The following is a 24082-nucleotide window of genomic DNA, read 5'->3' on the forward strand; positions in this document are numbered from 1 at the left end:
GTCGCTTACCAGCACAGCGGCCCGCGCGAGGATTCCCCCGCGCCCACGCCACCGCCCGAGAAGCTGCCGCCGCGTGAGCCCATCGTGCCGGCCAAACTGCGCAGCACGCTCAAGCGGGTGTTCGGCCTGCGCACGTTGCGGCCCGGGCAGGCCGAGGTCATCGCGCGCGTGCTGGCCGGGCAGAACACGCTGGCCGTCATGCCGACGGGCGCGGGCAAGTCGCTGTGCTACCAGCTGCCCGCCGTGTTGAGCGAAGCGCTCACGGTTGTCATCTCACCGCTGATCGCGTTGATGAAGGACCAGTGCGACGCGCTCAACGCGCGCGGCGTGGCCGCCGTGCAGCTGCACTCCGCGCTGGACGCCAACCGCCGCCTGGAGAGCGAGGCGCTGCTGACGCGCGGCGCGGTGCGCGTGGTGTTCACGACGCCCGAGCGCCTGGCCGACCCGCGCACGAGGGGCCTGCTGCAGGAGCAGCGCGTGGGGCTGCTCGTGGTGGACGAGGCGCATTGCATCTCGCAATGGGGCCACGACTTCCGCCCCGCCTTCAGCGCGCTGCGCGACGCCCGCCGCGCGCTGGGCCGCCCACCCGTGCTGGCGCTGACGGCGACGGCCTCCGCGCCCGTGCAGCGGCAGATCGCCGAGCTGCTGGACATTCCGCGTGACGGCATCCTCAGCCACGGCGTCTACCGCGCCAACCTGAACCTGGCCGTGGAGCTGCCGCAGACTGAAGACGAACGCCGGCAGTTCATCCTGCGCCGCTTGAAGGGCCTGCAAGGCAATGCCATCGTCTACTGCGCCACCGTGCGCGAGGCGACGGCGCTGTACCGCCAGCTGCGCGAGGCCGAGGTGCGTGTGGGGCTGTATCACGGCAAGCTGCCGGCCAAGGAACGCACGGCCGCGCAGGAGGCCTTCATGCGCGACGAGAGCCGGATCATGGTCGCCACCAACGCCTTCGGCATGGGCATCGACAAGCCCGACATCCGCCTCGTGCTGCACGCGCAGATGCCGGCCACCATCGAGGCCTATGTGCAGGAATGCGGCCGCGCGGGCCGGGACGGCGAGCCGGCGGACTGCGTGCTGATGTTCCGCGAGGGCGACCGCGCGCTGCAGCAGTTCTTCGCCGGCGGCCAGGCGCCGAGCCGCGAGGAGCTGAGCGGCGTATGGCAGGCACTCGCCAGCCACACGCCCCAGGGCGGCTGGCTACCGGCCGCGCTGGCCGAGATGGTGAGGCTGCCACAGCGCCGGCTGGACCAGGTGCTGGCCGCGCTGCGCTCCGTGCGCGCACTGCGTGGCAGCGAGGCCGGCGGCCTGCGCCCCTCCACGCGGCGCGAAGCCGATGCGGTCGTCGACGCCGCGCAAGCCGCTGCCCAGCAGCGCCAGCAGCACGACCGCGACGGCCTCTCGGCGATGGTGCTCTACGCCAAGGCCGGCAGCTGCCGCTGGGCCGGCGTGCTGGCGCACTTTGGCGAGACGTTGGACGACGGTGCCGCGCGCTGCGGCCATTGCGACAGCTGCGCGCGTTTCGAGCGCCTGCTGGCGGCCGAGCAGCAAGCGCCGGCACCGGCAAGCAACGCATCAATCACAGCGGCCCGCAGCTTCGAGCCGGGTCAACGTGTGCGCGTGCGCCGCTTCGGCTGGGGCGAGGTGCAGGCCTGCAGCAGCGACGCGGTGCGCATCGCCTTCCCGCGCCACGGCCAGCGCGACATCCATCCGGACTTCGTCTTGGCGACGGCGCGCGGCTGACACGCGCCACGCGGCTGCCGCACCTCAGTCGCGTGCGGTGACTTGGACGGTGACACTCATGCCGGCGAAGTCCTCGGGCTCGCCCCACCACATGCCGCTCAACGGCGACACCTCGGCCGCCTCGCGGGCCACGGCCAGGCGGATCAGGTCGGTGCCGCCGATCAAGTTGTTGGTCGGGTCCACCGGGAACCAGCCGCAGTCAGGCAGAAAAACCTGCACCCACGCATGCGTGAAGCCTCCGCCCACGATGGGCCCTGGGGCTAACGGCACGCGAGCTGGCGCCGGCTCTGCAGCCTCGGCAGCAACCGTAGCATCGGCCATCACGACGGTTTCGGCAGGCTGAGCCAGCACCGCGGCGAACGTTGACGCCGGCTCGTTGGCCTGGACTGCCGCCGCTAGCAACGGCGGGCAGTACAGGTAGCCGGACACGAAGCGGGCCGCGATACCCAGCACGCGCAGCGCGTCGATCATCAGGGTGGCGAAGTCGCGGCACGAGCCACTGCCCAGTGCAAGCGTCTGCTGCGGAGTCTGGGTGCCTTCGGCCTCACGGCTGGCGTAGGTGAAGCGGGCGCGGATGGCCTCGCACATGCGGGCCACCACGGCGCGCGGGCCACCCTGCTGCGCGGCCTCGGCGAACGGGTGCGTCCAGGCGTGCAAAGCCAGCTCGGGGTCCTCGAACGAGGGCAGCAAGAAGGGCGTCAGCGCCAGCCGTTCAGCGATGGAGTACGGCGGGGGCATCAGGTCCGTTTCGCTCGCGGCCACGTCGTGAAAGCTCGACGAGCCGAGGTGCTCGACCGTGAAGCGACAGGTAATCTTGAGCCGATCGGCCTGCGCAGCCGGCAACACCAGCGCGAGCGAGTTGCCGTAGACGTCTTGCACCAGGTCCACGCGCTGCTCGGGCGGAGTTACAACCAGTTCGGTCGCCAGCACGCGCATGTCGTGCCCGTCGCGCGGGCGAAACGTGAGCCGGTGCAGGCCCAGCTCCACCGGGCGGTGGAAACGGTATTCGGTGATGTGCTCGATGTCGTAAATCATGGCGTCGGGTGTTGCAGGCACCGCATGGTGGCGCATGGCCCGCCCCGTGCGTGCAGGACAGCGCCGCGCTTGTGGCCGACGCGGCCTACCGCAGGTCAGCCGCTCAGCCGCCGCGCGTGACGGGCATCTGCACCTCGCCGGGCAATTTCATGTGCCGCGCCAGCTCCAGCTTGGCCAGCGAGTTGCGGTGCACCTCGTCCGGCCCGTCGGCCAACCTCAATGTGCGCTGGTGGGCCCACATCATGGCCAGCGGCGTGTCCTGCGAAACGCCCGCGCCGCCGAACACCTGGATGGCCCAGTCGATGACCTGCAGCGCCATGTTGGGTGCCACGATCTTGATCATCGCGATGTCGGCCTTGGCGACCTTGTTGCCCACCGTGTCCATCATGTAGGCCGCGCGCAGCGTCAGCAGGCGAGCCTGATCGATCATGCAGCGCGACTCGGCGATGCGCTCCTGCGTGACGGTCTGCTGCGCAATCGTCTTGCCGAAGGCCGTGCGCGCGATGGCGCGTTCGCACATCAGCTGCAGCGCGCGCTCGGCCGCGCCGATGGAGCGCATGCAGTGGTGGATGCGGCCCGGGCCGAGGCGGCCCTGGGCGATTTCGAAGCCGCGGCCTTCGCCGAGCAGGATGTTGGCGGCCGGCACGCGCACATTTCTCAGCTCGACCTCCATGTGGCCGTGCGGTGCGTCGTCGTAGCCGAAGACGGACAGCGGGCGCAGCACGGTGATGCCAGGCGTGCTCGCCGGCACGACGATCATGGATTGCTGCTCGTGGCGGCCCGCTTCGGTGTTGGTCTTGCCCATGACGATGTAGACGGCGCAGCGCGGGTCACCGGCGCCGGAGCTCCACCACTTGCGGCCGTTGATGACGTAGTCGTCACCGTCGCGTTCGATGCGGCATTCGATGTTGGTCGCGTCCGACGAGGCCACGGCCGGCTCGGTCATCAGGAAGGCCGAGCGGATCTCGCCGCGCAGCAGCGGCTCCAGCCAGCGGTCCTTCAGCGACTCGCTGGCATAGCGCTCCAGCGTCTCCATGTTGCCGGTGTCGGGCGCCGAGCAGTTGAAGACCTCGGGCGCCCAGAACACGCGGCCCATGACCTCGCACATGGGCGCATATTCAAGGTTGGACAGCCCCTCCGGCGCACGGCTGGATTGGGGCAGGAAGAGGTTCCACAACCCGGCCGCACGGGCCTTGGGCTTGAGCTCCTCGATGACGTTCGTGGCCAGCCAGGCGTTGCCGGCGCGGCGGTTGGCTTCGACCTCGTCCAGGTAGCGGCGCTCATTGGGGTAGATGTGTTCGTCGAAGAAGGCGAGCAGGCGCTCGCGCATCTGGGCGACCTTGGGGCTGTAGTCGAAGTTCATGGCGCGGCTTTCCAGTGCGGATGCCGCCAGTTTGGCGCAGCCCGCGCGGCCGGCCTGTCTCCCACGCGGCAGCGCCGAGAGGAGTAGACAAGCGGATGAGTGCTCGCGGGCCTGGCCCGCTGGGGAGCGCCGCAGCGGGTCGCAACGTGATCGCCGATCTCCTACTCTGCGACCGACAATGGCGCCACCGCCGCACAAGCCCATGAACCAGATCTTCTCGACTGCCGCCTTTCGGCACACCCCCGCAACCTGGCTTGGCCAGCTCATTTCGATCCGGCAGGTGATGGGCGCCGCCCTGCTCGTCGGCGCGCTTGCCGGCTGCGGTGGCGGCTCGACGTCGGACAGTTCCTCGACGCCCACGCCCACGCCCGCACAGCCACCTTCAGGCGCTGCCAGCACCGGGTGCGCAAGCGCGGCCAAGCTCCTCACCGGCTTGCAGTCGATCACGTCGGATGGCACGCAGCGCAGCTACTGGCTCGAACTGCCCGCCGAATACGACCGCAACAAGGCTTACCCCGTCGTCATCGGCCTGCACTGGCGGGGCGGCAGCGCCAGCGACGTTTACACCTGGAACGGCTTCTTCGGACTGAAGCCGCTGTACGGCAACAACGCCATCTTCCTGGCCCCGCAAGGCCTGGATGCCGGCTGGGCCAACAGTGGCGACCGCGACATCCGCTTCCTGCGCAGCATGATCAGCCAGGTTCAGCAAGGCGTGTGCACCGACCCTCAACGCGTGTTCGCCACCGGGTTCAGCTTCGGCGGCATGATGTCCAATGCCGTGGGTTGCCAGATGGGCGACGTGGTGCGTGCCATCGCCCCGTTGTCCGGTTCCCTGTGGAGCGGATGCGGCACATCCTCAAACCGCGTTGCCGCGATCTTCGACCACGCCATGGACGACAACGTCGTTCCCTACTCCGCAGGCGAGGACGCTCGCAACACCTTCCTCGCGCGCAACAGTTGCAGCGCCACGACCGTGCCGATAGGCAATAACGGGTGTGTCGAGTACCAAGGTTGCAGCGCTGACAAGCCCGTCGTCTGGTGCGGCCACGCGACGGGCGGGCATTGGCCGCCCGCTTTCTCGGCGACCGAAACCAAGGCATTCTTTGACCGCTTCTAGCGCGACGACTGCGGTGACACGGCATGGCTGAGGCCGCGTTGCCGGCCTGAGCCTCAGCCCCAACTTCAGCCGCGCAGCAACTTCTCTTCGGCCAGCGCCAGCGCCGCCGGCGTGCCAGACACGACCAGCGTGTCCCCACCCGCCAGCAGGAACTCGTCGTCCGCCGCGGCCACGCGGCCGTTGGCCCGGCGCAGCGACACGACGCCGACGCCGATGGCATGCAGCGCCAGCTCGCCCAGCGGCCGCCCGGACCAGGCACTGGCGGTTGGCAAGCTGATGGACGTGAGCCGCGCCTGGTCGACCTCGTCGCCGGTGTCGTCGTCCGCGCCGTGGAAGTAGCCGCGCAGCAGGCCATAGCGCTTGTCGCGCGCGTCGCGCGTGATGCGGATGACGCGGCGCATCGGCACGCCCACCAGCGCCAGCGCGTGCGAGGCCAGCATCAACGAGCCTTCGATGGCCTCGGGCACCACCTCGGTGGCGCCGGCCGCCTTGAGCCGCTCCAGGTCGGCGTCGTCGATCGTGCGCACGACGACCGGCACCTTGGGCGCATGGGCGCGCACGAGGTCGAGGATCTTCAGCGCCGAGGGCGTGTCGTGGTAGCTGACGACGACGGCGCTGGCGCGTGCCAGGCCGGCGGCCATCAGGCTCTGCACCTTGGCCGCGTCGCCGAAGACGACGCTCTGGCCGGCGGCCGCCGCCTGGCGCACGCGGTCGGGGTCGAGGTCCAGCGCGATGTAGGGGATGTGCTCGCCCTCCAGCAGCCGCGCCAGGTTCTGGCCCGAGCGGCCGTAGCCGCAGATGATGACGTGGGCCTCGGTCTTGATGGACTTCTTGGCGATGCTCGTCAGCTGCACGGACTGCATCAGCCAGTCACTGCTGGACAGCTTCATGACGATGCGGTTGCTGTACATGATGAGCACCGGCGTGATCAGCATGGACAGCACCATGCTGGCCAGCACCGGGCTCACCCACTGCGGCGAGATGAGCTTGTGCTGGGCGCCCAGCGTCAGCAGCACGAAGCCGAACTCGCCGGCCTGCGCGAGGTACAGGCCCGTGCGCAGCGCCACGCCGGGGGGCGACCTGAACACGCGTGCGAGCGCGGCGATCAGCGCGAACTTGGCGATCACCGGCAGCGCCGTCAACGCGATGACCAGCCACCAGCTGTCCACCACCGGCCGCCAGTCCAGCTTCATGCCGATGGTGATGAAGAACAGGCCCAGCAGCACGTCGTGGAAGGGCCGGATGTCGGTCTCCACCTGGTGCTTGTATTCGGTCTCGGCGATCAGCATGCCGGCCACGAACGCGCCCAGCGCGAGGCTCAGGCCGGCGTGCTCCGTCATCCAGGCCAGGCCCAGCGTGACGAGCAGCAGGTTCAGCATGAAGAGCTCGTCGCTCTTGCGCCGCGCCACCAGCGTGAGCCACCAGCGCATGAGCTTCTGGCCGCCGTAGAGCAGCAGGCCGAGCAGCACGGCCGCCTTCAGGCCGGCCCAGGCCAGCGCCTCCACCATCTCGCTGCCGCTGCTGTTCAGCGCCGGGATCAGCACCAGCAGCAGCACCACGGCCAGATCCTGGAACAGCAGCACGCCCATGACGAGCTTGCCGTGCGGGCTCTCCAGCTCCAGCCGCTCGGCCATCAGCTTGACGACGATGGCCGTCGAACTCATGGCCATGGCCGCGCCCAACATCAGGGCGCCCTCCCAGTGCAGCTCCCACGCCAGGCCGAGCATCCCCAGGCCGACCATCAGCAGCGCATTCCCGATCATGGCGCCGGCAATGGTCAACACCACCTGGGCCATGCCGAGGCCGAACACCGCCGTCTTCATCGCCCGCAGCTTGGGCAGGTTGAACTCCAGCCCGATAGCGAACATCAGGAAGACGACGCCGAACTCCGCCAGGTACTGGATGCTGGCCGAATCGTGCGCAAAAGCCAGCGCGTTCGGGCCGATCAACACGCCGACAACCAGATAACCCAGCATCGGCGGCAACTTCAGCGACCGGCAGACGACGACGCCGAACACGGCGGCAACGAGGTAGAGGAGGGCGAGGTCCAGGGAGGTCACTGCCCGATGGTATTCGGGCGGCGCAAGGCTTCCACTTTGGACCGCGAAGGAGTGAAATCTCTCATGCGGGAGAGGGGCCATGCGTTGCTTGCATGAGCGCATACCCACTTGGCTAGACAAGTAGTGGCGGCGAAACCGGCCTTCGCGCTACCGTTCGCCCCACTCAAAGTTACGGAGCGTTTCATGCCCAATCTGTCCTTCGTCTCGCCCACGCGCAACAGCCCGTGGGGGACGTATCTGTCCCAGATCGACGCGGTGGAGCCCTATCTGGGCCACCTGGCCCGCTGGGTCGAGACGCTGCGCCGGCCCAAGCGCGCGCTGATCGTGGATGTCCCCATCGAGATGGACAACGGCAGCATCGCCCACTTTGAGGGCTACCGCGTGCAGCACAGCCTGACGCGCGGCCCGGGCAAGGGTGGCGTGCGCTACCACCCGGACGTGACGCTGGAAGAAGTGATGGCCCTGTCGGCCTGGATGACGATCAAGAACGCGGCGATGAACCTGCCCTACGGCGGCGCCAAGGGCGGCATCCGCGTCGACCCCAAGCTGCTCAGCCTGAAGGAGCTGGAGAAGATGACGCGCCGCTACACCAGCGAGATCGGCATCATCATCGGCCCGCAGCAGGACATCCCGGCGCCGGACGTCAACACCAACGGCCAGATCATGGCCTGGATGATGGACACCTACTCGATGAACACCGGCGCCACGGCGACCGGCGTCGTCACGGGCAAGCCCGTCGAGCTGGGCGGCTCGCTGGGCCGCGTGTCGGCCACCGGCCGCGGCGTGTTCGTGGTTGGCCGTGAAGCCATGCGCCGCCTGAACCAACCGCTGGACGGCGCGCGCATCGCCGTGCAGGGCTTCGGCAACGTCGGCTCCATCGCCGCCAAGCTGTTTGCCGCCAATGGTGCCAAGGTCGTCTGCGTGCAGGACCACACCGGCACCATCCTGAACGAGAACGGCTTCGACATGACCAGCCTGCTGGAGCATGTGGCCGCCTACGAGGGCGTAGCGGGCTTCACCGGTGCCGACAAGATCGACGACGAGAATTTCTGGGATGTGGCCAGCGACGTGCTGATCCCGGCCGCGCTGGAAGGCCAGATCACCGCCGAGCGCGCCCAGCGCATCCGCACCCGCCTCGTGCTCGAAGGCGCCAACGGCCCGACCACGCCCGACGGCGAAGCCGTGCTGGCCGACCGCGGCATCGTCGTCGTGCCCGACGTGATCGCCAACGCTGGCGGCGTGACGGTCAGCTACTTCGAGTGGGTGCAGGACTTCTCGTCCTTCTTCTGGACCGAGGACGAGATCAACGTCCGCCTGGACAAGATCATCATCGGCGCCTTCAAGCACATCTGGGAAACCAGCGAGCAGCACAAGACCACGCTGCGCACGGCCGCCTTCACGGTGGCCTGCACGCGGGTGCTGCAGGCGCGTGAGGAGCGTGGGCTGTATCCCTGAGCCCGGGCGACAAGCCCGACCTGAAGCGCCGGCTCATGCCGGCGTTTTTCGTTCAGGCCGGGACGGCTGCCGACGGGCTCAGCGTCACGCGCCAGGCACGCGCCAGCTTCTCGACCTCGAGGCGCACGGGCAGGAATGCAGCCACCGTCTCGATCTGCGTGCGCGCATGCAGGCTCAGCTCGGTGCAGGTGAACGCGGCCGGCTGGCCGGTGGCGTACACGGCGAGCGCCAGCGGCAGCATCCACTGATCGGTCAGGTACTCGCCCAGCGCTCCGTCGACGCCTTCCGCCAGCAGCACCAGCTCCGGTTCTCTATCCAGGTGATCGGAGCGGCCGCTTGCCCTCGCGACCTGTCCAAACACGCTGCTAAAACAACGAGTTTTGCGTTCGGCAGCCACGCACACACAGAAGCGGTGCACCCTCGCTCCGCCCCTGGAAACCACACCTGGCGCGTGTAGCAGCGAATGCTAAATTCCGGTCCGGGGAGAAACAACAAGTGGTGTACGTCGACGACGCCGGGGTCCTGAAGCACGGTTATGCGTGGTTCCACCTCATGGCAGATAGCGTTCAGGAACTCCACGAATTCGCGGCGAGCATCGGGGTGCCCTCACGCGCTTTCCATCGGGGAGCGCGCCACCCGCACTATGACGTTTCCGCCAGCCAACGTCGGCGCGCGCTCCAACACGGCGCCACTGCCATCTCTGCTCGGGACGCTGTACGGATAGGCCGGAGGGTTGCGGAGCCGGTCCGGCCAGCTACCGCCGATCACGCCCAGTATTCGCTCTTTGCTTAAGCCAGCGAGCGCCTTGTGTACCTCGCAGCAGACACCCTCGATGACCTGCTAATCAAGGTATACAAACAAGTCCTCGCGCGCGGCGTCGCTATCAAGCCGTCTAAGGGTGATGCGCGGGAAACCAGCGGCATGCTTCTGAAGCTCTCCGCGCCGCGAGCTCGCCTGAGCAGATCGGAATCTCGCAGTCTTCTGTTTAGCTGCCTGGGCGAACTGTTATGGATACTCGCGGGCAGCAACCGGCTGGACTTCATCCAGCATTACATCCCCGGCTACCACGAGTTCTCCGACGACAAGAAGACCGTCTGGGGCGCCTATGGCCCGCGTCTGTTCGGGAAGTCCCCAAACGACCAGGTCCCCCGAGTCATTCAGCTGCTGAAGGACAAAAGGGATTCCCGGCAAGCCGTTTTGCAGCTGTTCGACCGCACCGACACGCTGGAGCCCCACCTCGACATACCTTGCACCTGCACGTTGCAGTTCCTAGTGCGTGGCGGTCGGCTGCACATGTTGACCTCTATGCGGTCCAACGACGCCTGGCTCGGTTTACCCCACGACGTGTTTACCTTCACCATGATCCAGGAGCTTCTAGCCCGGTCATTGGGTATCGAACTGGGCGAATACAAGCACGCCGTTGGCAGCCTGCACCTGTACGACCAGCACCATGACAAGGCCGTGCGCTTCCTAGACGAGGGCTACCACCTCAATCGTCCAATGCCGCCAATGCCCCAAGGTGATCCATGGGGCGCCGTGAAGAACCTGGTCGCCTTCGAGAGGAAGGTTCGCACCGGCCGCAGTGCTATGCCGAATCCCACTGCAACCATGGACCCGTACTGGGCAGACCTGGCCACCTTGCTGACGATCTACAAGGCGGGCCTCGTTCAAAACAACCAGCCAGAGATAAAACGGCTTAAACGACGCATCCATGACGACGTTTACTCGACGTACATCAAGAAGCGCTACAAGCTCAACTCCGAGAAAGACCAGCTCTCGTTCTTCGATGAGCAGACGGCTACGACCAAGGAATCAACATGAAAGGCCCTGAGAAGGTGCAGCGAAAGGAGGAGCTAGAAGCCCAGCTTATAGAGTTTCATAAGGAGCAGATGCCACTGACGGGCATCGTCCCCGTCGAGAACATCCTGGCCTTCGTGGATCAGCTTATCGACAGCCTCCAGCGCGTCGAATACGTGCGCACCGTGTGCGGGAGGCCCATCAGCCTATTGCGCGCCGACCCTAAGAGCACGCTGTTCGACCCCATCAGGGCCGCAATGCTCGCGGAGGCGAATGGCCAGCGGGAAGAAGCTTTCTGGCTGGTATTTATGGCCACGCATTGCGGGCGCAACCTCCGAACCGAATGGTTGCTAGCGCGAGAGCTGTATGGCGCATATGAAGAATCCCCCTGGAGCTGGGAGCGCGCCGCCTCTGATCCATCCGGCTACGGCGAGTGGCTCGAGGACAATCGAGTCTTCTTCAAGGGCAAGTTCGGGAATCATCGTAAGTACGAGTCGCTCAAGCAAGGTGCGCGCGGCACGGGCGTCGTCGTCCGCACCTACGTTGAATGGGTCAAGGGACACGGCTCGCACGCCGAGATGATTGCTAGCTCGCTGGCCCAGGCCAAAGGGAACCCGCGGCAAGCCTTCGCGTTGCTATACGAATCTATGGCCGCCGTCATGAGCTTCGGGCGCACGGGACGCTTTGACTACCTCACGATGCTTGCCAAGGTCGGACTAGCGGCGATTGACGCCAACTCGACCTACATGAATGAGGCGACCGGGCCAAAGAAAGGCGCGCGCCTGCTGTTCGACGGACAGATCGACTCGAATACCGGTACGCGAACGCTCGAGGCGCGAGTCGCCGCCTTGGAGAAGCACCTCGGCGTAGGCATGCAAGTCATGGAAGACGCCATGTGCAACTGGCAGAAGAGCCCCGGCCAGTACCTGCCCTTCCGCGGGTAGCGGTCAGCCCCAGCTGTAGCGCTTTTTCAGAAAATTGAGCTTGTCGAGGGGAACCAGACCTCGATGCTGAAGCTGACCAACCACGATGCCCGGTGACACCGACAGGTTGCGGGCAAACCTCATGATGGTCTTGTAGTCATGAGGAAGCGCACGCAAGGCCGCCTCCTGCGACGGCGCGATCAGGACTTTCCCAGCGAAGTCGTTGGCTTCAAGTTCTTCCTTCTCGTCGAGATGCCGCTTCTCTGACCACTCAAGGAACAGGCGATCCTCGTGCAGGATCAAGTGCCCCGCCTCGTGGAAAAAGGTGAACCAGAAGCTGTCGTCCCGCAGATACCGCGCGCTGAGTTGAAGGATGGCTTGGCCGTTCCTAACCCTTGTTGCTCCGCTCGCCGGGCATCCTTTTGGGGCCCGGACAATGACAACTGCAACGCCGCACTCGGCACATTTACGTTGAAGCTGGGGAATGAACTCAGCAGGCTTCTCGACCCTTGTCAGTGGCTTCAGCTCCGGCAAAAGGCGCTCGAAGTCCGTGCGGGACCACTGCTCTGTGCGGATGCGGCTCGCGACCAGTTCACCTTGTCTGAGCCAAGCGGCAGCAGCGGCAGCTTGCGTGGTGAATATCGGCGACGTTCTGTATGCAGTAAGGCCAGCGTGCTCGGAAAGCCAGCCCTCCCGCCATTCGTCGACACTCGACACATCAAAGAACGCGAACGCGTGGCGGAGCTTATCCGCGGCGGTGCTCGTGGCATCGAGCCAACCGAACTTCGCCATATCAGCAAACGGAAGGCTGGAAAGCCATGCACGCGTGTCATCGTGAATCGACTGCAGGGCCTGCCGATACTGAGACTCGCGCGCGAGCCAGAACCGAGGGGTGGCGCCGATGTGCGCCGCAAGTCTGTCCGCCCATGCTTGATTGATTGGCAGGTCTCCGCTGAGGAAGCGAGGGAGCTCTTGCTCCGCAACCCCAAACGCGCTGGCAATGGCCGCTTGGGTCAGACCCTTCCTCTGTGCAAGTTCCCGAACGGTGTCGACGGGAGGCGATGCCCAGGCCGGGAAGAATTCAGCGGAGATGCTCATTTGCCGCTCCCAATGCAGACGACCTTGAGCCTCGTCACTTGGGCCCAGTCAACAGCTTCGCCGTTTATTGGCACGCTTTGCTGATTCGCATTGCAGTAGAGGGTTAGTCCGTCGTTCAACTGGAACCGTAGCATTCCGTGTTCCTGCGCGCAATTCTCAATTCCCAGCCCCATCTCAAACAGTTCAGCTACTGTTTCAACAGCATGCATGTCGGCCAGCGCCCGCTGCAGCGCCTTGCCGCTTGCCTCGCCAAGCTCCCGCTTTGCCCTCGTCGGGCTTTCACAGGTGGCGCGCAACTCCTTCGTCTGAAAGGCAATCTCAAGCGGCATAGGGGCCGGATTGTCAGCGAAGTGCTACGCACTCACCCCTAGCCTTGACTGCCGTCTTCACCCGCCTAGCCACGCTGGCCGAGAGCGGCCGCATCGGCGTGGACCTGGTGGCCGCCGAGATCCAGCGCCTGCGCTGGCTGTGGCAGCGCGAAGCGGCCGACACGACCGCGTCGACCACCGGCCTGGCCGCCCGCCTCGGCGCCGAACGATGGGACGCGCTGGACCTGTTCGACCAGCTCCAGCTCCAGGCCGTGGCCGACGTCTGCCGCGAAAGCAGCAGCTTGTCCGACGCCGGCCGCCGGCTGTTCCACCGCTCGCGCACGCAGCGCCAGGTGGTCAACGACGCCGACCGGCTGCGCAAATACCTGCTCAAGCACGGCCTGAGCTGGGAGCTGCTCCAGGGCTGACGCCGCACCGGCGCCTGCGTAGGTACGTAGGCACAATTCGGTCTCCACGCATGGACAGTCCACGCGAAGTGGGCACAGTGGCGCTTCGCGCACACCCTCCAGTCATGACTCCCGAACTGCCCGATTTCTCACCTGCCGGCCCAGGCCTCGGCCGCCGGCAACTGCTGCAAGGCGCCGTCGCGTCGGCGCTGCCTTTGCTGGGCTTGCCTGCAGCCGCTGCATCCGGCCCGCTGATCGTCGGCGGCCTGCCGGTCACCTGCAATCTGACGCTGCCCATCGCCTGCTCGGCACGCAACGCGACGAACAAGGCCGCCGGCAGCTCGGCCTTCCAGTTCGAGTACAGCAAGTACAACGGCTGGCCCGAGATCAAGGAATCGCTGATGACGGGCAGCATCCAGGCGGCCTACATGCTGGCGCCCCTGGTCATGGACCTGACGGACAAGAAGATTCCCGTCAAGATCGTCTCGCTGGGCCACCGCTCGGGCGCCGTCATCATGGTGCGCACCGATTCGCCCCACAAGACGTTCAAGGACCTGACGGGCAAGCGCATCGCCATCCCGAGCCGCTTTGCGGTGGACTTCCTGTTCCTGCGCAAGATGCTGGCCAAGGAGGGCATGACGCCCAAGGACATCCAGATCATCGAGATGCCACCGCCCGACATGCCGGCTGCCCTGTTTGCCAAGGCCGTGGACGGCTATTGCACCGGCGAGCCTTTCGGCGCCTCGGCCCAGCGTGCCGGCTACGCCCGGCCGCTGCGCATGACGCGCGACGAGTGGCGCAACTACATCTGCTGCGTGCTGACCGTGCGCGAGGAGCTGATCAAGGACAACCGGCCATTGGTGCAGAACCTGGTGGACCACATCCAGGGCGCCGGCAACTGGCTGGACCAGCAGGCCGCCAACCGAGAGAAGGCCATCCAGATCGCCGCCGGCCGCAAGTTCTTCAACCAGGACCCCAACATCCTGCGCTTCGTGATGGAGAACCCGACCGACCGCGTGACCTATGGCGACCTGCGCATGATCCGCTCGGAGTTCGACGAGCTGATGCAGCTCTCCGTCGAAGCCGGTACGCTGAAAGCGCCGGTGCCCTACGAGAAGTACGTGGACGAGAGTTTTGTGAAGGCGTCCAAGGGCGCGCCCATCACGCTATGAGAGTGCGCCCCTCGCCCAGCCCTGCCGCGCTGAACGCGGGCAGGTCCAGTCGGTCCCCCGGGGGGACGGCGATGCTTGCCGGATCGACCGGCAAGCACATCGCCCAACGGGCCGGCTTGGGGCGGCCCGGCGCTCGGCCCGAATACGCTTTCGGCCGCCGCGCGCTGTTGCTCGCCACGCTGCCGTTGATGGCGCAGGCTGCGCCGATGCTCAAGGCCGGTGTGTTCGACCCCGCCCAGCCCGCGCCCGAGTTCACGCTCAAGGGCAGCGACGGCGCCGCGCTGACACTGGCCCGCTTCAAGGGCCGGCTGGTACTGCTGGTGTTCGGCTTCACGAACTGCCCCGAGGTCTGCCCGACGACGCTGGCCACGCTGGCCCAGGCGCGCAAGGCACTCGGCGCGGACGGGTCGGAAGTGCAGGTGGTGTACGTGACGGTCGACCCGGCGCGTGACGACGTCGCCCGCATCCGCCAGTACCTCACCGCCTTCGACCCCAGCTTCATCGGCGGCACCGAGACGCCGGCCAAGCTGGCCGAGATGCGCAAGCGCTACGGCGTCGTGGCCGAGAAAATCGCCTCGGCACAGCCGAATGCCTACGGCATGAACCACTCGACATCCGTCTGGCTGATCGACCGCGCCGGCAAGCTCAAGGCCATGATGCCCTACGGCCACGAGGCCAAGGACTTCGTCCACGACCTCAAGCTGCTGCTGCAGAGATGAAGCCCCTCGTCCAAGGAGTACCTTGGCCGGTCCCCCGAGGGGACGGCGATGCTTGCCGGATTGACCGTCAAGCACATCGCCATGGCGGGCCGGCTTGGGAGCGGCCCGGCGCTCGGCCCGCAGGATTCATCCGCCGCGGGTGCAGCGAAAACGCGACGGGCGACTGACGTGAAGCGGCTGCTGTGGCTCCTGCCGGCGGTGCTGCTGGCGCCGCTTGGCTGGGCTGCCTTCGCGCCGCTGCATCTGCCCTCGCGTGACGAGCTGTTCGAGATCCCGCCCGGCACCTACGCCCGCCGCATGGCCGGTGACAAGGTCGAGATCCTGCCCGACCGCATCGACCTGACGCTCGGGCTGAACGACGTGCTGCTGCTTCGCAACCTTGACGAAGTGCCGCAGCAGTTCGGGCCCGTGCTGATCATGCCGGGGCAGAGTTTCAGGCTGCCCTTCGAAGTCGCATCGACCTACAGCTTTGCCTGCAGCGCGCACGCAAGCGGGCAGATGGCCGTCGTCGTCGCGCCCAAACCGGAGCGCGGCTGGCCGGCGCTGCAGTGGCGCTTTCAACAATTGAAGAAGCTTTGGAAGAAGGAGGAGCGGTGAACCTGCGCCTGAGTCGAATCCTGCCGCCGCTGGCGGTCATTGCGGCGGTCATCGCCTTCTGGTGGTGGATCGTCGTCCACAACGAGAGCCCCATCTTCCCGACGCCCTGGCAGGTCGTCACCGGCACGCTGGAGCTGGCCGAGGACGGCACGCTGTGGGAGCACATCACCGCGTCGCTGATGCGCGTCGGCACCGGCTTCGGCCTCGCCATGCTCATCGGCATCCCGCTCGGGCTGTGGATGGGCTGGGTGGACGCGGCCTACCGCACCTTCAACCCCATCTTCCAGATGCTGCGGCCCATCTCGCCGATTGCCTGGATTCCGCTGGCCATCCTGTGGTTCGGCGTCGGCGACGCCTCGCCCATCTTCCTGATCTTCATCTCGTCGGTGTTCCCGCTCATCGTGCAGACGACCTCGGGCGTGCACACCATCGACCGGCGCTACCTGCGCGCGGCCACCAACTTCGGCGTGTCGCGCACGGTGATGTTCCGCCGCGTCGTGCTGCCGGCCGTGCTGCCGGAAATCATCATCGGCATGCGCATCGGCATCGGCGTGGCCTGGCTCGTCGTCGTGGCGGCCGAGATGATCGCGCTGCGCTCGGGCCTGGGCTACCTCATCATGGACTCGCGCAACGCCGGCAACCGCTATGACCTCGTCATCGCCGCCATGATCATCATCGGCGTCATCGGCCTGCTGCTGGACGGCGCGACCCGCCTGCTCGAAAAACTCAAGACCGTGCGGTGGCGCTATGTCCGTTGAAATGGAGCCCCTCGCCCAACCTCGCATCGCTGAACGCGAGCGAGTCTGGTCGGTCTTGCAGACCGCGCAGCCGACGGAGCGGCTGCTCTTCGGCAGGCACGACAAGTCCACAGGACTTGTCGTGTCCGGCCTCAGCCCCCGAGGGGACGGCGATGCTTGCGGCGTTGAGCCGCAAGCACATCGCCAGGCCGGGCCGGCTTGGGAGCGGCCCGGCGCTCGGCCCGCAACACCGCACCGCGATGGCGGAATGGATCACTGACATGCCTTCAAAGATCGCCGTCCAAGGCCTGACCAAGAGCTTCACCGGCGCCAAGGGCAAGACGCTGCCCGTCATCGACGGCATCGACTTCGAGGTTGCCGAAGGCGAATTCGTCGCCATCGTCGGCCCCTCGGGCTGCGGCAAGTCGACGCTGATGAACATCCTCGCCGGCTTCGAACCGCCCGGCAGCGGCAGTCTGCTCATCGACGGCAAGCCCCACCCCGGCCCGAGCCCGCAGGGCATCGTCATCTCGCAATACGGCTCGGTGTTCCCCTGGCTGACGGTGCAGCAGAACCTGATGTTCGGCCTGACCGGCCAGGAGCACGGCATTGACGCCGAACGCGTCAAGCTGGCCGACCACTACGCCGCCATGGTGGGCCTCAAGGGCTTCGAAGGCGCCTACCCGCATGAGCTGTCGGGCGGCATGCTCAAGCGCGTGGAGCTGGCGCGGGCCTTCATCGTCAAGCCCGAGATCCTCTACCTGGACGAGCCCTTCTCGGCGCTGGACGCGCTGATGAACCTGCGCATGCGCAACGAACTGCTGCGCATCCTGGCCGAAGAAAAGCACACCGTGCTGCTCATCACCCACGACGTCGACGAGGCCCTCTACATGGCCGACCGCATCCTCGTGCTGTCGCAGCGGCCCACGCGCATCCAGGCTCGCTTCGAACTGAACATGCCCCACCCGCGCCGCCTCATCAGCCCCGAGATGGACGCACTGCGCGAAGCCATCCTGAAGGAGCTGGGGCTGGATCTCAACCCTTGAGCACGGCGCCCGTGCTGTCCAGCACGCGCAGCGTCACGGGAATCGCCGGCGCCACGCTCTGCGTGACGGTGCAGTAGTCCTCGAAGGTATCCAGTACACGCTGGATGTGCCCCAGCTCGCCGGCCGGCTTGCCCAGGTGCAGGTCCACCGCCAAGCCCTGCACGCGGTTGCGGCCGCGCTCGTTCCTGCGCACCGTCGCCTTGACCTCGGTGCGCAGCGGCGAGGGGTCGTCCTTGTACTTCTGGCAGGCGAACCACAGCGACGCGCTCAGGCAGTTGCCCACGGCCGAGGCCAGCAGTTCGACCGGGTCCGGGCCCAGGCCGGTACCGAAGGGCACGGGCTCGTCGGACAGCAGCACCGGCAGTTCCGGCGCGTAGTGATGTTCGAACTGGTAGCCCTGGCGTTGAATCAGGGTGACGCTGGGTTGGTCCATGGAATCCCCGAGTCGGGTTGAAGGTAGTTGATAACAAAGTTTCGAACTGCAGGTCCATGTATCGATTCGCGGGCGCAACAGTAGCTTAGCCAGCGATGCATCGCGAGCTCGACACCTCCGGCAAACGGCGTCCCTGCAGCGCCCTACGCGATGGCGATCGCCTGGTCTGCCACGTTGCGGATCACGTCCATAAAAGCCTGCGCAGCGGTGCTGGGGGGCTCGCCTTGCAGCGTGATCAGGCCGAAGTCGGGCATGCGGTCGGGGAGTTCGGCCGCAATACGCGTCAGCAGCCCACGCCGCACGTATTTGTCCACCAGCGCAGCAGGCTGCAGCGACAGCATGTTGGTGCTCTGCATCAACTCAAACGCGAACAGGAACGACGGCGTCTCGACAATGCCCGAGGTGATTGACAGGCCCGTGCTGCTGAAGATGTCGTCCGACACCTTGCGCAGCGCCGTGGACGGCGGATAAAGAATCCACGGCCAGCGCGACAGTTCCAACAGCCCCGGTGCCTGGACGCCGCGTAGCGGATGGTGAACGCCGACAGTGATCTGCAACCCTTCACCGGCCAGCTTTTCGTACTGGAATTGGTCGCGTTGGGATTCGTCGGTGAAACGGCCAATCATCACGTCGATCTTGCGTTCGGCGAGCCAAATGATCAGCTGGTCGCTGCTCTGTTCCAGCACCTTCACCACCAGAAGCGGACGCAGCCGCTGGAGTTCTGCCACCGCAGCAATCAGCACGTGCGCCGCCGAACCCGAGATGGCGCCGATCGTCAAATGCCCGTGCCCGCCCTCCTTCAGGGTGCTGAACTCGTCGACGAACTTGCGGTGGCTGTCCAACGCTGCGTGGGCGTAACGCAAGGTGAACAGTCCGAGCTCATTCGGCCGCATGCCACGCGGCAGGCGATCGAACAAGCGCGATTCCAGCATCTTCTCGATGTCCATCAGCACCTTGGTCGCCGCCGGCTGGGTGATGTGCATCTGCTCGGCAGTCAGTCGCAAATTGCGCGTCCTACCCAGGATGTCAAGGAAGTGCAGATGCCTGAAACGCAGTCGCGAAACTTGCGCCACGGCCAAGGGTTTCCCAAGGGGCTTGTCCGAACTCATCACCATTTGGAATGGATGCTAGCTAAAAATTTCAGTGGACCGGGCCAGAGGGCTCACCTAGCCTTCGGCGCCATAAGAACTGCCCGCAGAGGGCGCCCGGGCCGCGGCAAGGCTGCCGCGCTCCGCAACCGACGCTCCTGGAGACATCATGCAATTCAGATCACTTGGCCTGGCCGCAGCATTCCTCGCCGCGCTGGCCGGCCCCGCGTCGGCGCAAATCAAGGAACACGTGTTCAAGGTCGGCATCGGCCTCAGCGACGACCATCCTCAGGCGAAGGCGCTGAAGTTCTTTGCCGAGCAATTGGCGGCCAAGAGCGGCGGCAAGCTGGTGGCGCGGGTCTACACCAGCGGCGCGTTGGGCAACGACATCAGCATGACCTCGGCGCTGCGGGGCGGCACCCTGGAGATGACCGTTCCCGACAGTTCCACGCTCGTGTCGCTCGTCAAGCCCTTCGGCGTGATCAACCTGCCGTTGACGTTCAACAACGAGAACGAAGCCGATGCGGTGTTGGACGGCCCCTTCGGCCAGAAGCTGCTGGCCACGCTGCCTGAGAAGGGCCTGATCGGGCTGGGCTTCTGGGAGAACGGCTTCCGCCACGTCACCAACTCGCGCCGCCCGGTACAGCGCGCCGAAGACCTGAGCGGCCTGAAGCTTCGCGTGATTCAGAGCCCGCTGTTCCTGGACACCTTCAACGCACTGGGCGCCAATGCCACGCCCATGCCCTTCACCGAGCTGTACACGGCGATGGAGCAGGGGGCGGTGGATGGGCAGGAGAACCCGGCCGCCACCATCCTTGCCAGCAAGTTCTACGAAGTGCAGAAGCACATGGCGCTGTCGCGACACATGTACAGCGCCTGGGTGCTGCTGATGTCCAAGAAGACCTGGGACGGCCTCTCGGCGGAGGAGCGCAAGATCGTGCAGGACGCAGCGCGCGAAGCCACGCTGTACGAGCGCAAAACCATCCGCGCGTTCTCCGAGACGGCTTTGGCCGAGCTGAAGAAGGCCGGCATGCAGATCACCGAATTGCCGGCGGGCGAACAGGCCAAGATGCGCAGCAAGCTGCAGCCGGTGCTGGCCAAGTTCAGCAAGGAGTTTGGCGAGGACACGACCGCAGAATTGAACGCAGAGCTGGCCAAGGTGCGAAGCAGTACGGCGGCCGGAAAGTAGTTCGTTGCCCATGGAGGCGGCCGCGCCGCCTGATCAAAACCATCGACAGCGCTTGAGGACGCCCGAATGACTTCAACAACGACGGCCATGCCGGTGCGCACCGATGGCCTGCATCCGCTGCTGCCGCAGGACGGCCTGGCCGGCACGCTGGTAGGCCGTGTCTGGTGCGCCGGCACGCCGGGCGGCCCGTCCGTGGTGGTGCTGCGCGCGGATGGCGTGTTTGACCTGAGCCGGCACTTCCCCACCATGAGCACGCTGCTCGAGACCGACGATCCGGTGCAAGCCGTGCGTTCGGTGACCGGCGAGTTCCTGTGCACCGTCGATGCGCTGTTGGCCAACAGCAAGGCCGAGGGCCGCGACGCCGCCGTACCGTGGCTGCTTGCCCCGTGCGACCTGCAGGTGGTCAAAGCCGCCGGCGTGACCTTTGCCTCGAGCATGATCGAGCGCGTGATCGAGGAACAGGCGCGCGGCGACCCCAGTCGTGCACAAGTGCTGCGCGGCGAAGTCATGGCGCTGATCGGCGACAGCCTGTCGGACATCCGCCCCGGATCGCCGCAGGCCCAGGCGCTGAAGACGCTGCTGCAGCAGAAGAATCTGTGGTCGCAGTACCTGGAGGTCGGCATCGGACCGGATGCCGAGGTCTTCACCAAGGCGCCGGTGCTGGCCGCTGTGGGGCATGGCCAGGATGTTGGCATTCGCGCCGATTCGGCCTGGAACAACCCGGAGCCCGAGGTGGTGCTGGCCATCAACAGCCGGGGCGCCATCGTTGGCGCTGCACTGGGCAACGACGTGAACCTGCGCGACATCGAAGGTCGCAGCGCGCTGCTGCTCGGCAAGGCAAAGGACAACAACGCCTCCTGCGCCATTGGCCCCTTCATCCGCTTGTTCGACGGCCAATTCGGCATGGACCAGGTGCGCCGGGAGACCGTGCACCTGCACGTGAGCGGGAACGACGGCTTCACGCTGCGCGGCATCAACACCATGGCGAAGATCAGCCGCGACCCGGTCGACTTGGCGGCCCAGACGATGGCATGCCACCAATACCCTGACGGCTTCATGCTGTTCCTGGGCACGCTGTTCGCACCCACCGAAGATCGTGACAAGCCCGGCGGCGGTTTCACCCACAAGTTGGGCGATGTGGTGACCATCCACAGCCACTGGCTGGGCAGCCTGCAAAACCGGGTGACGCATTGCGAGGCCGCACCGCCCTGGCGCTTCGGCCTGCGCGCCCTCATCGGCAACCTGGCCGAACGTGGCCTGCTGCAGGGGGCGCGGCTATGACGGCCGGGCATCTCACAGGTGTCACAGGGAAGCCGCCTTGATCGACGCCGCCATCGATCGGCTCTGCCGCGCCATCGACTTGCTCATCGCCGCTGCACTCGCCGTGATGGTGGTGCTGGTGTTCGGCAATGTCGTGCTGCGCTACGCCTTCAACTCCGGCATCGCCGTCAGCGAAGAAGTCTCGCGCTGGCTGTTCGTCTGGCTGTGCTTCCTGGGCGCCGTGGCGGCGATGAAGGACGGTGCACACCTGGGCACCGACATGCTGGTCTCGCGCCTGCCTGTGGCTGGCAAGAAGGTCTGCATGGTGCTGGGCCACCTTCTCATGCTGTACCTGACCTGGCTGTTCCTTCAGGGCAGTTGGCAGCAAGCCCGCATCAACCTGGACGTGGCAGCGCCGGTGACCGGCGCATCAACAGCCATCTTCTACGCTTCCGGCGTGGTCTTCTCGGTCTGCGCCGGCGTCTTGCTGCTGTTGCAGCTCACGCGGCTGCTGAGCGGCAAGCTCGGGGAGAACGACCTGGTGATGGTCAAGGAGTCGGAAGAGCAGGCCGAACTCGAAGCCCTGCAGGCCGACTTGGCGCGCGGCGACACGCAGCTTGATCCCAGCCGGACCCGGCCATGACCGTCTTCATCTTCCTCGGCAGCTTGCTCGGCGCCATGGCGCTGGGCATTCCCATCGCCTACGCCTTGCTGGCGAGCGGCGTGGCGCTCATGTGGCACCTGGACCTGTTTGACGCGCAGATCCTGGCGCAGAACTTCATCAACGGCGCAGACAGTTTCCCGCTGCTGGCGGTGCCGTTCTTCATGCTGGCCGGCGAGATCATGAACGTCGGCGGGCTGTCGCTGCGCATCGTCAACTTCGCGCTGGCCCTCGTCGGCCACGTCAAGGGTGGCTTGGGCTATGTCGTGATCCTCGCGGCCTGTCTGCTGTCGGCGCTGTCGGGCTCGGCTGTGGCGGACGCCGCTGCCCTGACGGCGTTGCTGCTGCCGATGATGCTCAAGGCCGGGCACAAGAAGGAGATCTCGGGCGGGCTGATCGCGGCGTCGGGTGTCATCGGCCCCATCATTCCGCCGAGCATCGGCTTCGTCATCTTCGGCGTTGCCGCCAACGTGTCGATCAGCAAGCTGTTCATCGCCGGCATCTTCCCCGGCATCATGATCGGCATGGGTCTGGCGCTGACTTGGTGGTGGGTGGGCCGCAAGGAGGCGCTGCCGCTACCGCCACGCAAGACGCGGGCCGAAATCTGGGCCGCGGCACGCGAGTCGGTGTGGGCGCTGATGCTGCCCGTGTTCATCTTGGTGGGGCTGCGAATGGGCGTGTTCACGCCCACCGAAGCGGCAGTCGTCGCCGCCGTCTACGCGCTGTTCGTCAGCACCGTGGTGTACCGCGAGCTGAAGCCGCAGGCGTTGTTGCGCATCTTCATCACGGCCGCCCGTACGACGGCGGTGGTCATGTTCCTGGTGGCTTCAGCGATGGTGTCTGCATGGCTGGTCACCGTGGCCAACTTGCCGGCCCAGATGGTGGACCTGCTTCGTCCGCTGTTGGGCCACCAGACACTGCTCCTGATCGCCATCATGGTGCTCGTGATGCTCGTGGGCACCGCCATGGACATGACGCCCACCATCCTGATCATGACGCCTGTGCTGATGCCGTTGATCAAGGCGGCCGGCATCGACCCGGTCTACTTCGGCGTGCTCTTCATCATCAACAACTCCATCGGCCTGATCACGCCGCCGGTCGGCACGATCCTCAACGTGGTGGCCGGCGTAGGCCGTATGAAGATGGACGAGGTCACGCGCGGGGTACTGCCATTCATGGCCGCCCAGTTCGCGGTGATGTTCGTGATGGTCCTTTTTCCTCAGACGGTGCTGGGCCCGCTGCGGTGGTTCTATTAAAGAGCCTGAACCGACGACGGAAAGATTCAAGGGATGGCGATGATGTCCTGCTTGGCGCGATGACTTGCGAAGCACGCAGCGCGTCTGCGCCGGGTTCAAAAGTGGAGCATCACGCCTGCAAGCCGTCCCACGACCAGCGGCCGATGCGCAGGTCGTTGGGCACGTCATCTGCGCTGTGCGGGCATGAGGACATCCTGACCGTTGTAGCCCATGCAAAGTAGTCGTGCAGCGCGCGCTTGAGCAGCGGGTCGGCGAGCTGGGCATCGTCCATGGCCTGATCGAAGCAGGCAATGGCGCGGTGGTCCATTTCCTCGTGGGCGCCATTGCCGCTGTGCATGCGAACCACCGACGTCTCGGTGCCGAACTGTTCGCTGTAATCGGGTGGGCCGCCCCAGGCTTCGCCCCAATAGGCTGCAAGCCGCTCCGTGTGTTGCGGATGGAAGCCGTGGCTGAATGCGTGCGCGACGATCTCGTCAGCCAGGACCCGGGCGTGCCAGGCGTGGGCAAGGCGAAGGACGCCCTCGGCGCCGCCAACAGCTTCGAACAACGTGGTGGTCATGGCCTTCCTTTGCAACGAGTCAACGGCGCCCGCAGATTACGCGCTGATCCCCGGCGCCG

Annotated in this window: 24 protein-coding genes and 1 pseudogene; 16 read left to right on the plus strand and 9 right to left on the minus strand. The window is 66.2% G+C overall.

Translation table 11 applies throughout. From position 1 onward, the window contains the following. The coding region (locus tag ABIS05_RS03595) for a RecQ family ATP-dependent DNA helicase (protein WP_348010812.1) at positions 1-1743 on the plus strand (1743 nt) is incomplete at its 5' end. 24 nt (positions 1744-1767) lie between these two features. On the opposite strand, the gene ABIS05_RS03600 is transcribed toward ABIS05_RS03595, so the two are convergent. Together ABIS05_RS03600 and ABIS05_RS03605 are read right to left on the minus strand one after the other, a co-directional pair. Continuing rightward, complete coding sequence (locus ABIS05_RS03600) at positions 1768-2778, minus strand: transglutaminase family protein (protein WP_348010813.1); 1011 nt, start codon at positions 2776-2778, stop codon at positions 1768-1770. Positions 2779-2881: 103 nt separating this feature from the next. After that, positions 2882-4141 carry an acyl-CoA dehydrogenase family protein gene (locus ABIS05_RS03605; protein ID WP_348010814.1) on the minus strand — a complete coding sequence of 420 codons (1260 nt, stop codon included), beginning with the start codon at positions 4139-4141 and terminating at the stop codon, positions 2882-2884. A 202-nt stretch (positions 4142-4343) separates the two neighbouring features. On the opposite strand from ABIS05_RS03605, the gene ABIS05_RS03610 reads away from it, so the two are divergent. Then, complete coding sequence (locus ABIS05_RS03610; protein WP_348010815.1) at positions 4344-5258, plus strand: hypothetical protein; 915 nt, start codon at positions 4344-4346, stop codon at positions 5256-5258. Positions 5259-5323: 65 nt separating this feature from the next. Here ABIS05_RS03610 and ABIS05_RS03615 read toward each other — a convergent pair whose 3' ends face one another. After that, on the minus strand, positions 5324-7318 hold the full coding sequence (locus ABIS05_RS03615; RefSeq protein ID WP_348010816.1) for a cation:proton antiporter: 1995 nt from the start codon (positions 7316-7318) through the stop codon (positions 5324-5326). 123 nt (positions 7319-7441) lie between these two features. Here ABIS05_RS03615 and ABIS05_RS03620 point away from each other — a divergent pair, with 123 nt between their 5' ends. After that, positions 7442-8773, plus strand: a complete 1332-nt coding sequence (locus ABIS05_RS03620) for a Glu/Leu/Phe/Val family dehydrogenase (protein ID WP_407074850.1) — start codon at positions 7442-7444, stop codon at positions 8771-8773. 52 nt (positions 8774-8825) lie between these two features. Here ABIS05_RS03620 and ABIS05_RS03625 read toward each other — a convergent pair whose 3' ends face one another. After that, positions 8826-9215 (minus strand): RNA 3'-terminal phosphate cyclase, encoded by a 390-nt coding sequence (locus ABIS05_RS03625; RefSeq protein ID WP_348010818.1) that lies wholly within the window; start codon positions 9213-9215, stop codon positions 8826-8828. A 56-nt stretch (positions 9216-9271) separates the two neighbouring features. Here ABIS05_RS03625 and ABIS05_RS03630 point away from each other — a divergent pair, with 56 nt between their 5' ends. Genes ABIS05_RS03630 through ABIS05_RS03640 form a run of 3 tightly spaced genes read left to right on the plus strand, consistent with a single transcriptional unit; the run spans position 9272 to position 11514 of the window. Next, entirely contained in the window at positions 9272-9565 is a 294-nt protein-coding gene (locus tag ABIS05_RS03630) for a DUF4031 domain-containing protein (protein WP_348010851.1), read from the plus strand. Positions 9566-9580: 15 nt separating this feature from the next. Then, the gene (locus tag ABIS05_RS03635) at positions 9581-10594 is read left to right on the plus strand and encodes a thymidylate synthase (RefSeq protein WP_348010819.1); all 1014 of its coding nucleotides are present in this window, start codon (positions 9581-9583) and stop codon (positions 10592-10594) included. Then, the gene (locus tag ABIS05_RS03640) at positions 10591-11514 is read left to right on the plus strand and encodes a hypothetical protein (protein ID WP_348010820.1); all 924 of its coding nucleotides are present in this window, start codon (positions 10591-10593) and stop codon (positions 11512-11514) included. The genes ABIS05_RS03635 and ABIS05_RS03640 overlap by 4 nt, the downstream gene beginning before the upstream one ends. Before the next feature lie 3 nt (positions 11515-11517). Here the strand turns inward: ABIS05_RS03640 and ABIS05_RS03645 are convergent, their stop codons facing one another. Further along, positions 11518-12591: an ImmA/IrrE family metallo-endopeptidase gene (locus ABIS05_RS03645; protein WP_348010821.1), complete on the minus strand. Its 1074-nt coding sequence runs from the start codon at positions 12589-12591 to the stop codon at positions 11518-11520. After that, positions 12588-12920 (minus strand): hypothetical protein, encoded by a 333-nt coding sequence (locus tag ABIS05_RS03650; protein ID WP_348010822.1) that lies wholly within the window; start codon positions 12918-12920, stop codon positions 12588-12590. The genes ABIS05_RS03645 and ABIS05_RS03650 overlap by 4 nt, the downstream gene beginning before the upstream one ends. Positions 12921-12964: 44 nt before the next feature. Here ABIS05_RS03650 and ABIS05_RS03655 point away from each other — a divergent pair. The 6 genes and pseudogenes from ABIS05_RS03655 to ABIS05_RS03680 all read left to right on the plus strand — a co-directional run. Then, positions 12965-13327 (plus strand): annotated as a pseudogene (locus ABIS05_RS03655) (sigma 54-dependent transcriptional regulator); the annotation flags it as partial. A 104-nt stretch (positions 13328-13431) separates the two neighbouring features. After that, the gene (locus ABIS05_RS03660; protein ID WP_348010823.1) at positions 13432-14478 is read left to right on the plus strand and encodes an ABC transporter substrate-binding protein; all 1047 of its coding nucleotides are present in this window, start codon (positions 13432-13434) and stop codon (positions 14476-14478) included. 71 nt (positions 14479-14549) lie between these two features. Then, positions 14550-15197: an SCO family protein gene (locus ABIS05_RS03665; protein WP_348010824.1), complete on the plus strand. Its 648-nt coding sequence runs from the start codon at positions 14550-14552 to the stop codon at positions 15195-15197. A gap of 48 nt (positions 15198-15245) precedes the next feature. Next, positions 15246-15794: a hypothetical protein gene (locus tag ABIS05_RS03670; RefSeq protein ID WP_348010825.1), complete on the plus strand. Its 549-nt coding sequence runs from the start codon at positions 15246-15248 to the stop codon at positions 15792-15794. Then, complete coding sequence (locus ABIS05_RS03675; RefSeq protein ID WP_348010826.1) at positions 15791-16552, plus strand: ABC transporter permease; 762 nt, start codon at positions 15791-15793, stop codon at positions 16550-16552. Before ABIS05_RS03670 ends, ABIS05_RS03675 begins: the two co-directional genes overlap by 4 nt. Positions 16553-16812: 260 nt before the next feature. Next, entirely contained in the window at positions 16813-17577 is a 765-nt protein-coding gene (locus ABIS05_RS03680) for an ABC transporter ATP-binding protein (RefSeq protein WP_348010827.1), read from the plus strand. Here the strand turns inward: ABIS05_RS03680 and ABIS05_RS03685 are convergent. Both ABIS05_RS03685 and ABIS05_RS03690 read right to left on the minus strand, forming a co-directional pair. Next, positions 17567-18010: an OsmC family protein gene (locus tag ABIS05_RS03685; protein WP_348010828.1), complete on the minus strand. Its 444-nt coding sequence runs from the start codon at positions 18008-18010 to the stop codon at positions 17567-17569. The two genes, ABIS05_RS03680 and ABIS05_RS03685, sit on opposite strands and share 11 nt — an antisense overlap. 143 nt (positions 18011-18153) lie before the next feature. Next, the gene (locus tag ABIS05_RS03690; protein ID WP_348010829.1) at positions 18154-19119 is read right to left on the minus strand and encodes a LysR family transcriptional regulator; all 966 of its coding nucleotides are present in this window, start codon (positions 19117-19119) and stop codon (positions 18154-18156) included. Positions 19120-19267: 148 nt separating this feature from the next. On the opposite strand from ABIS05_RS03690, the gene ABIS05_RS03695 reads away from it, so the two are divergent. The 4 genes from ABIS05_RS03695 (at position 19268) to ABIS05_RS03710 (ending at position 23464) form a co-directional block, all read left to right on the plus strand. After that, entirely contained in the window at positions 19268-20287 is a 1020-nt protein-coding gene (locus ABIS05_RS03695; RefSeq protein WP_348010830.1) for a TRAP transporter substrate-binding protein, read from the plus strand. Between the two features lie 66 nt (positions 20288-20353). Next, positions 20354-21568, plus strand: coding sequence for a fumarylacetoacetate hydrolase family protein (locus tag ABIS05_RS03700; RefSeq protein ID WP_348010831.1), 1215 nt, complete (start codon positions 20354-20356; stop codon positions 21566-21568). A 37-nt stretch (positions 21569-21605) separates the two neighbouring features. Continuing rightward, entirely contained in the window at positions 21606-22190 is a 585-nt protein-coding gene (locus ABIS05_RS03705; RefSeq protein ID WP_348010832.1) for a TRAP transporter small permease, read from the plus strand. After that, positions 22187-23464 carry a TRAP transporter large permease subunit gene (locus ABIS05_RS03710; protein ID WP_348010833.1) on the plus strand — a complete coding sequence of 426 codons (1278 nt, stop codon included), beginning with the start codon at positions 22187-22189 and terminating at the stop codon, positions 23462-23464. Before ABIS05_RS03705 ends, ABIS05_RS03710 begins: the two co-directional genes overlap by 4 nt. A 109-nt stretch (positions 23465-23573) precedes the next feature. Here the strand turns inward: ABIS05_RS03710 and ABIS05_RS03715 are convergent, their stop codons facing one another. Next, the gene (locus ABIS05_RS03715; protein ID WP_348010834.1) at positions 23574-24023 is read right to left on the minus strand and encodes a group II truncated hemoglobin; all 450 of its coding nucleotides are present in this window, start codon (positions 24021-24023) and stop codon (positions 23574-23576) included. Between the last annotated feature and the right edge of the window lie 59 nt (positions 24024-24082).

Origin of the sequence: Roseateles sp. (assembly GCF_039929605.1) — a bacterium.
In the GTDB taxonomy this organism is placed as follows: Bacteria; Pseudomonadota; Gammaproteobacteria; order Burkholderiales; family Burkholderiaceae_C; genus Pelomonas.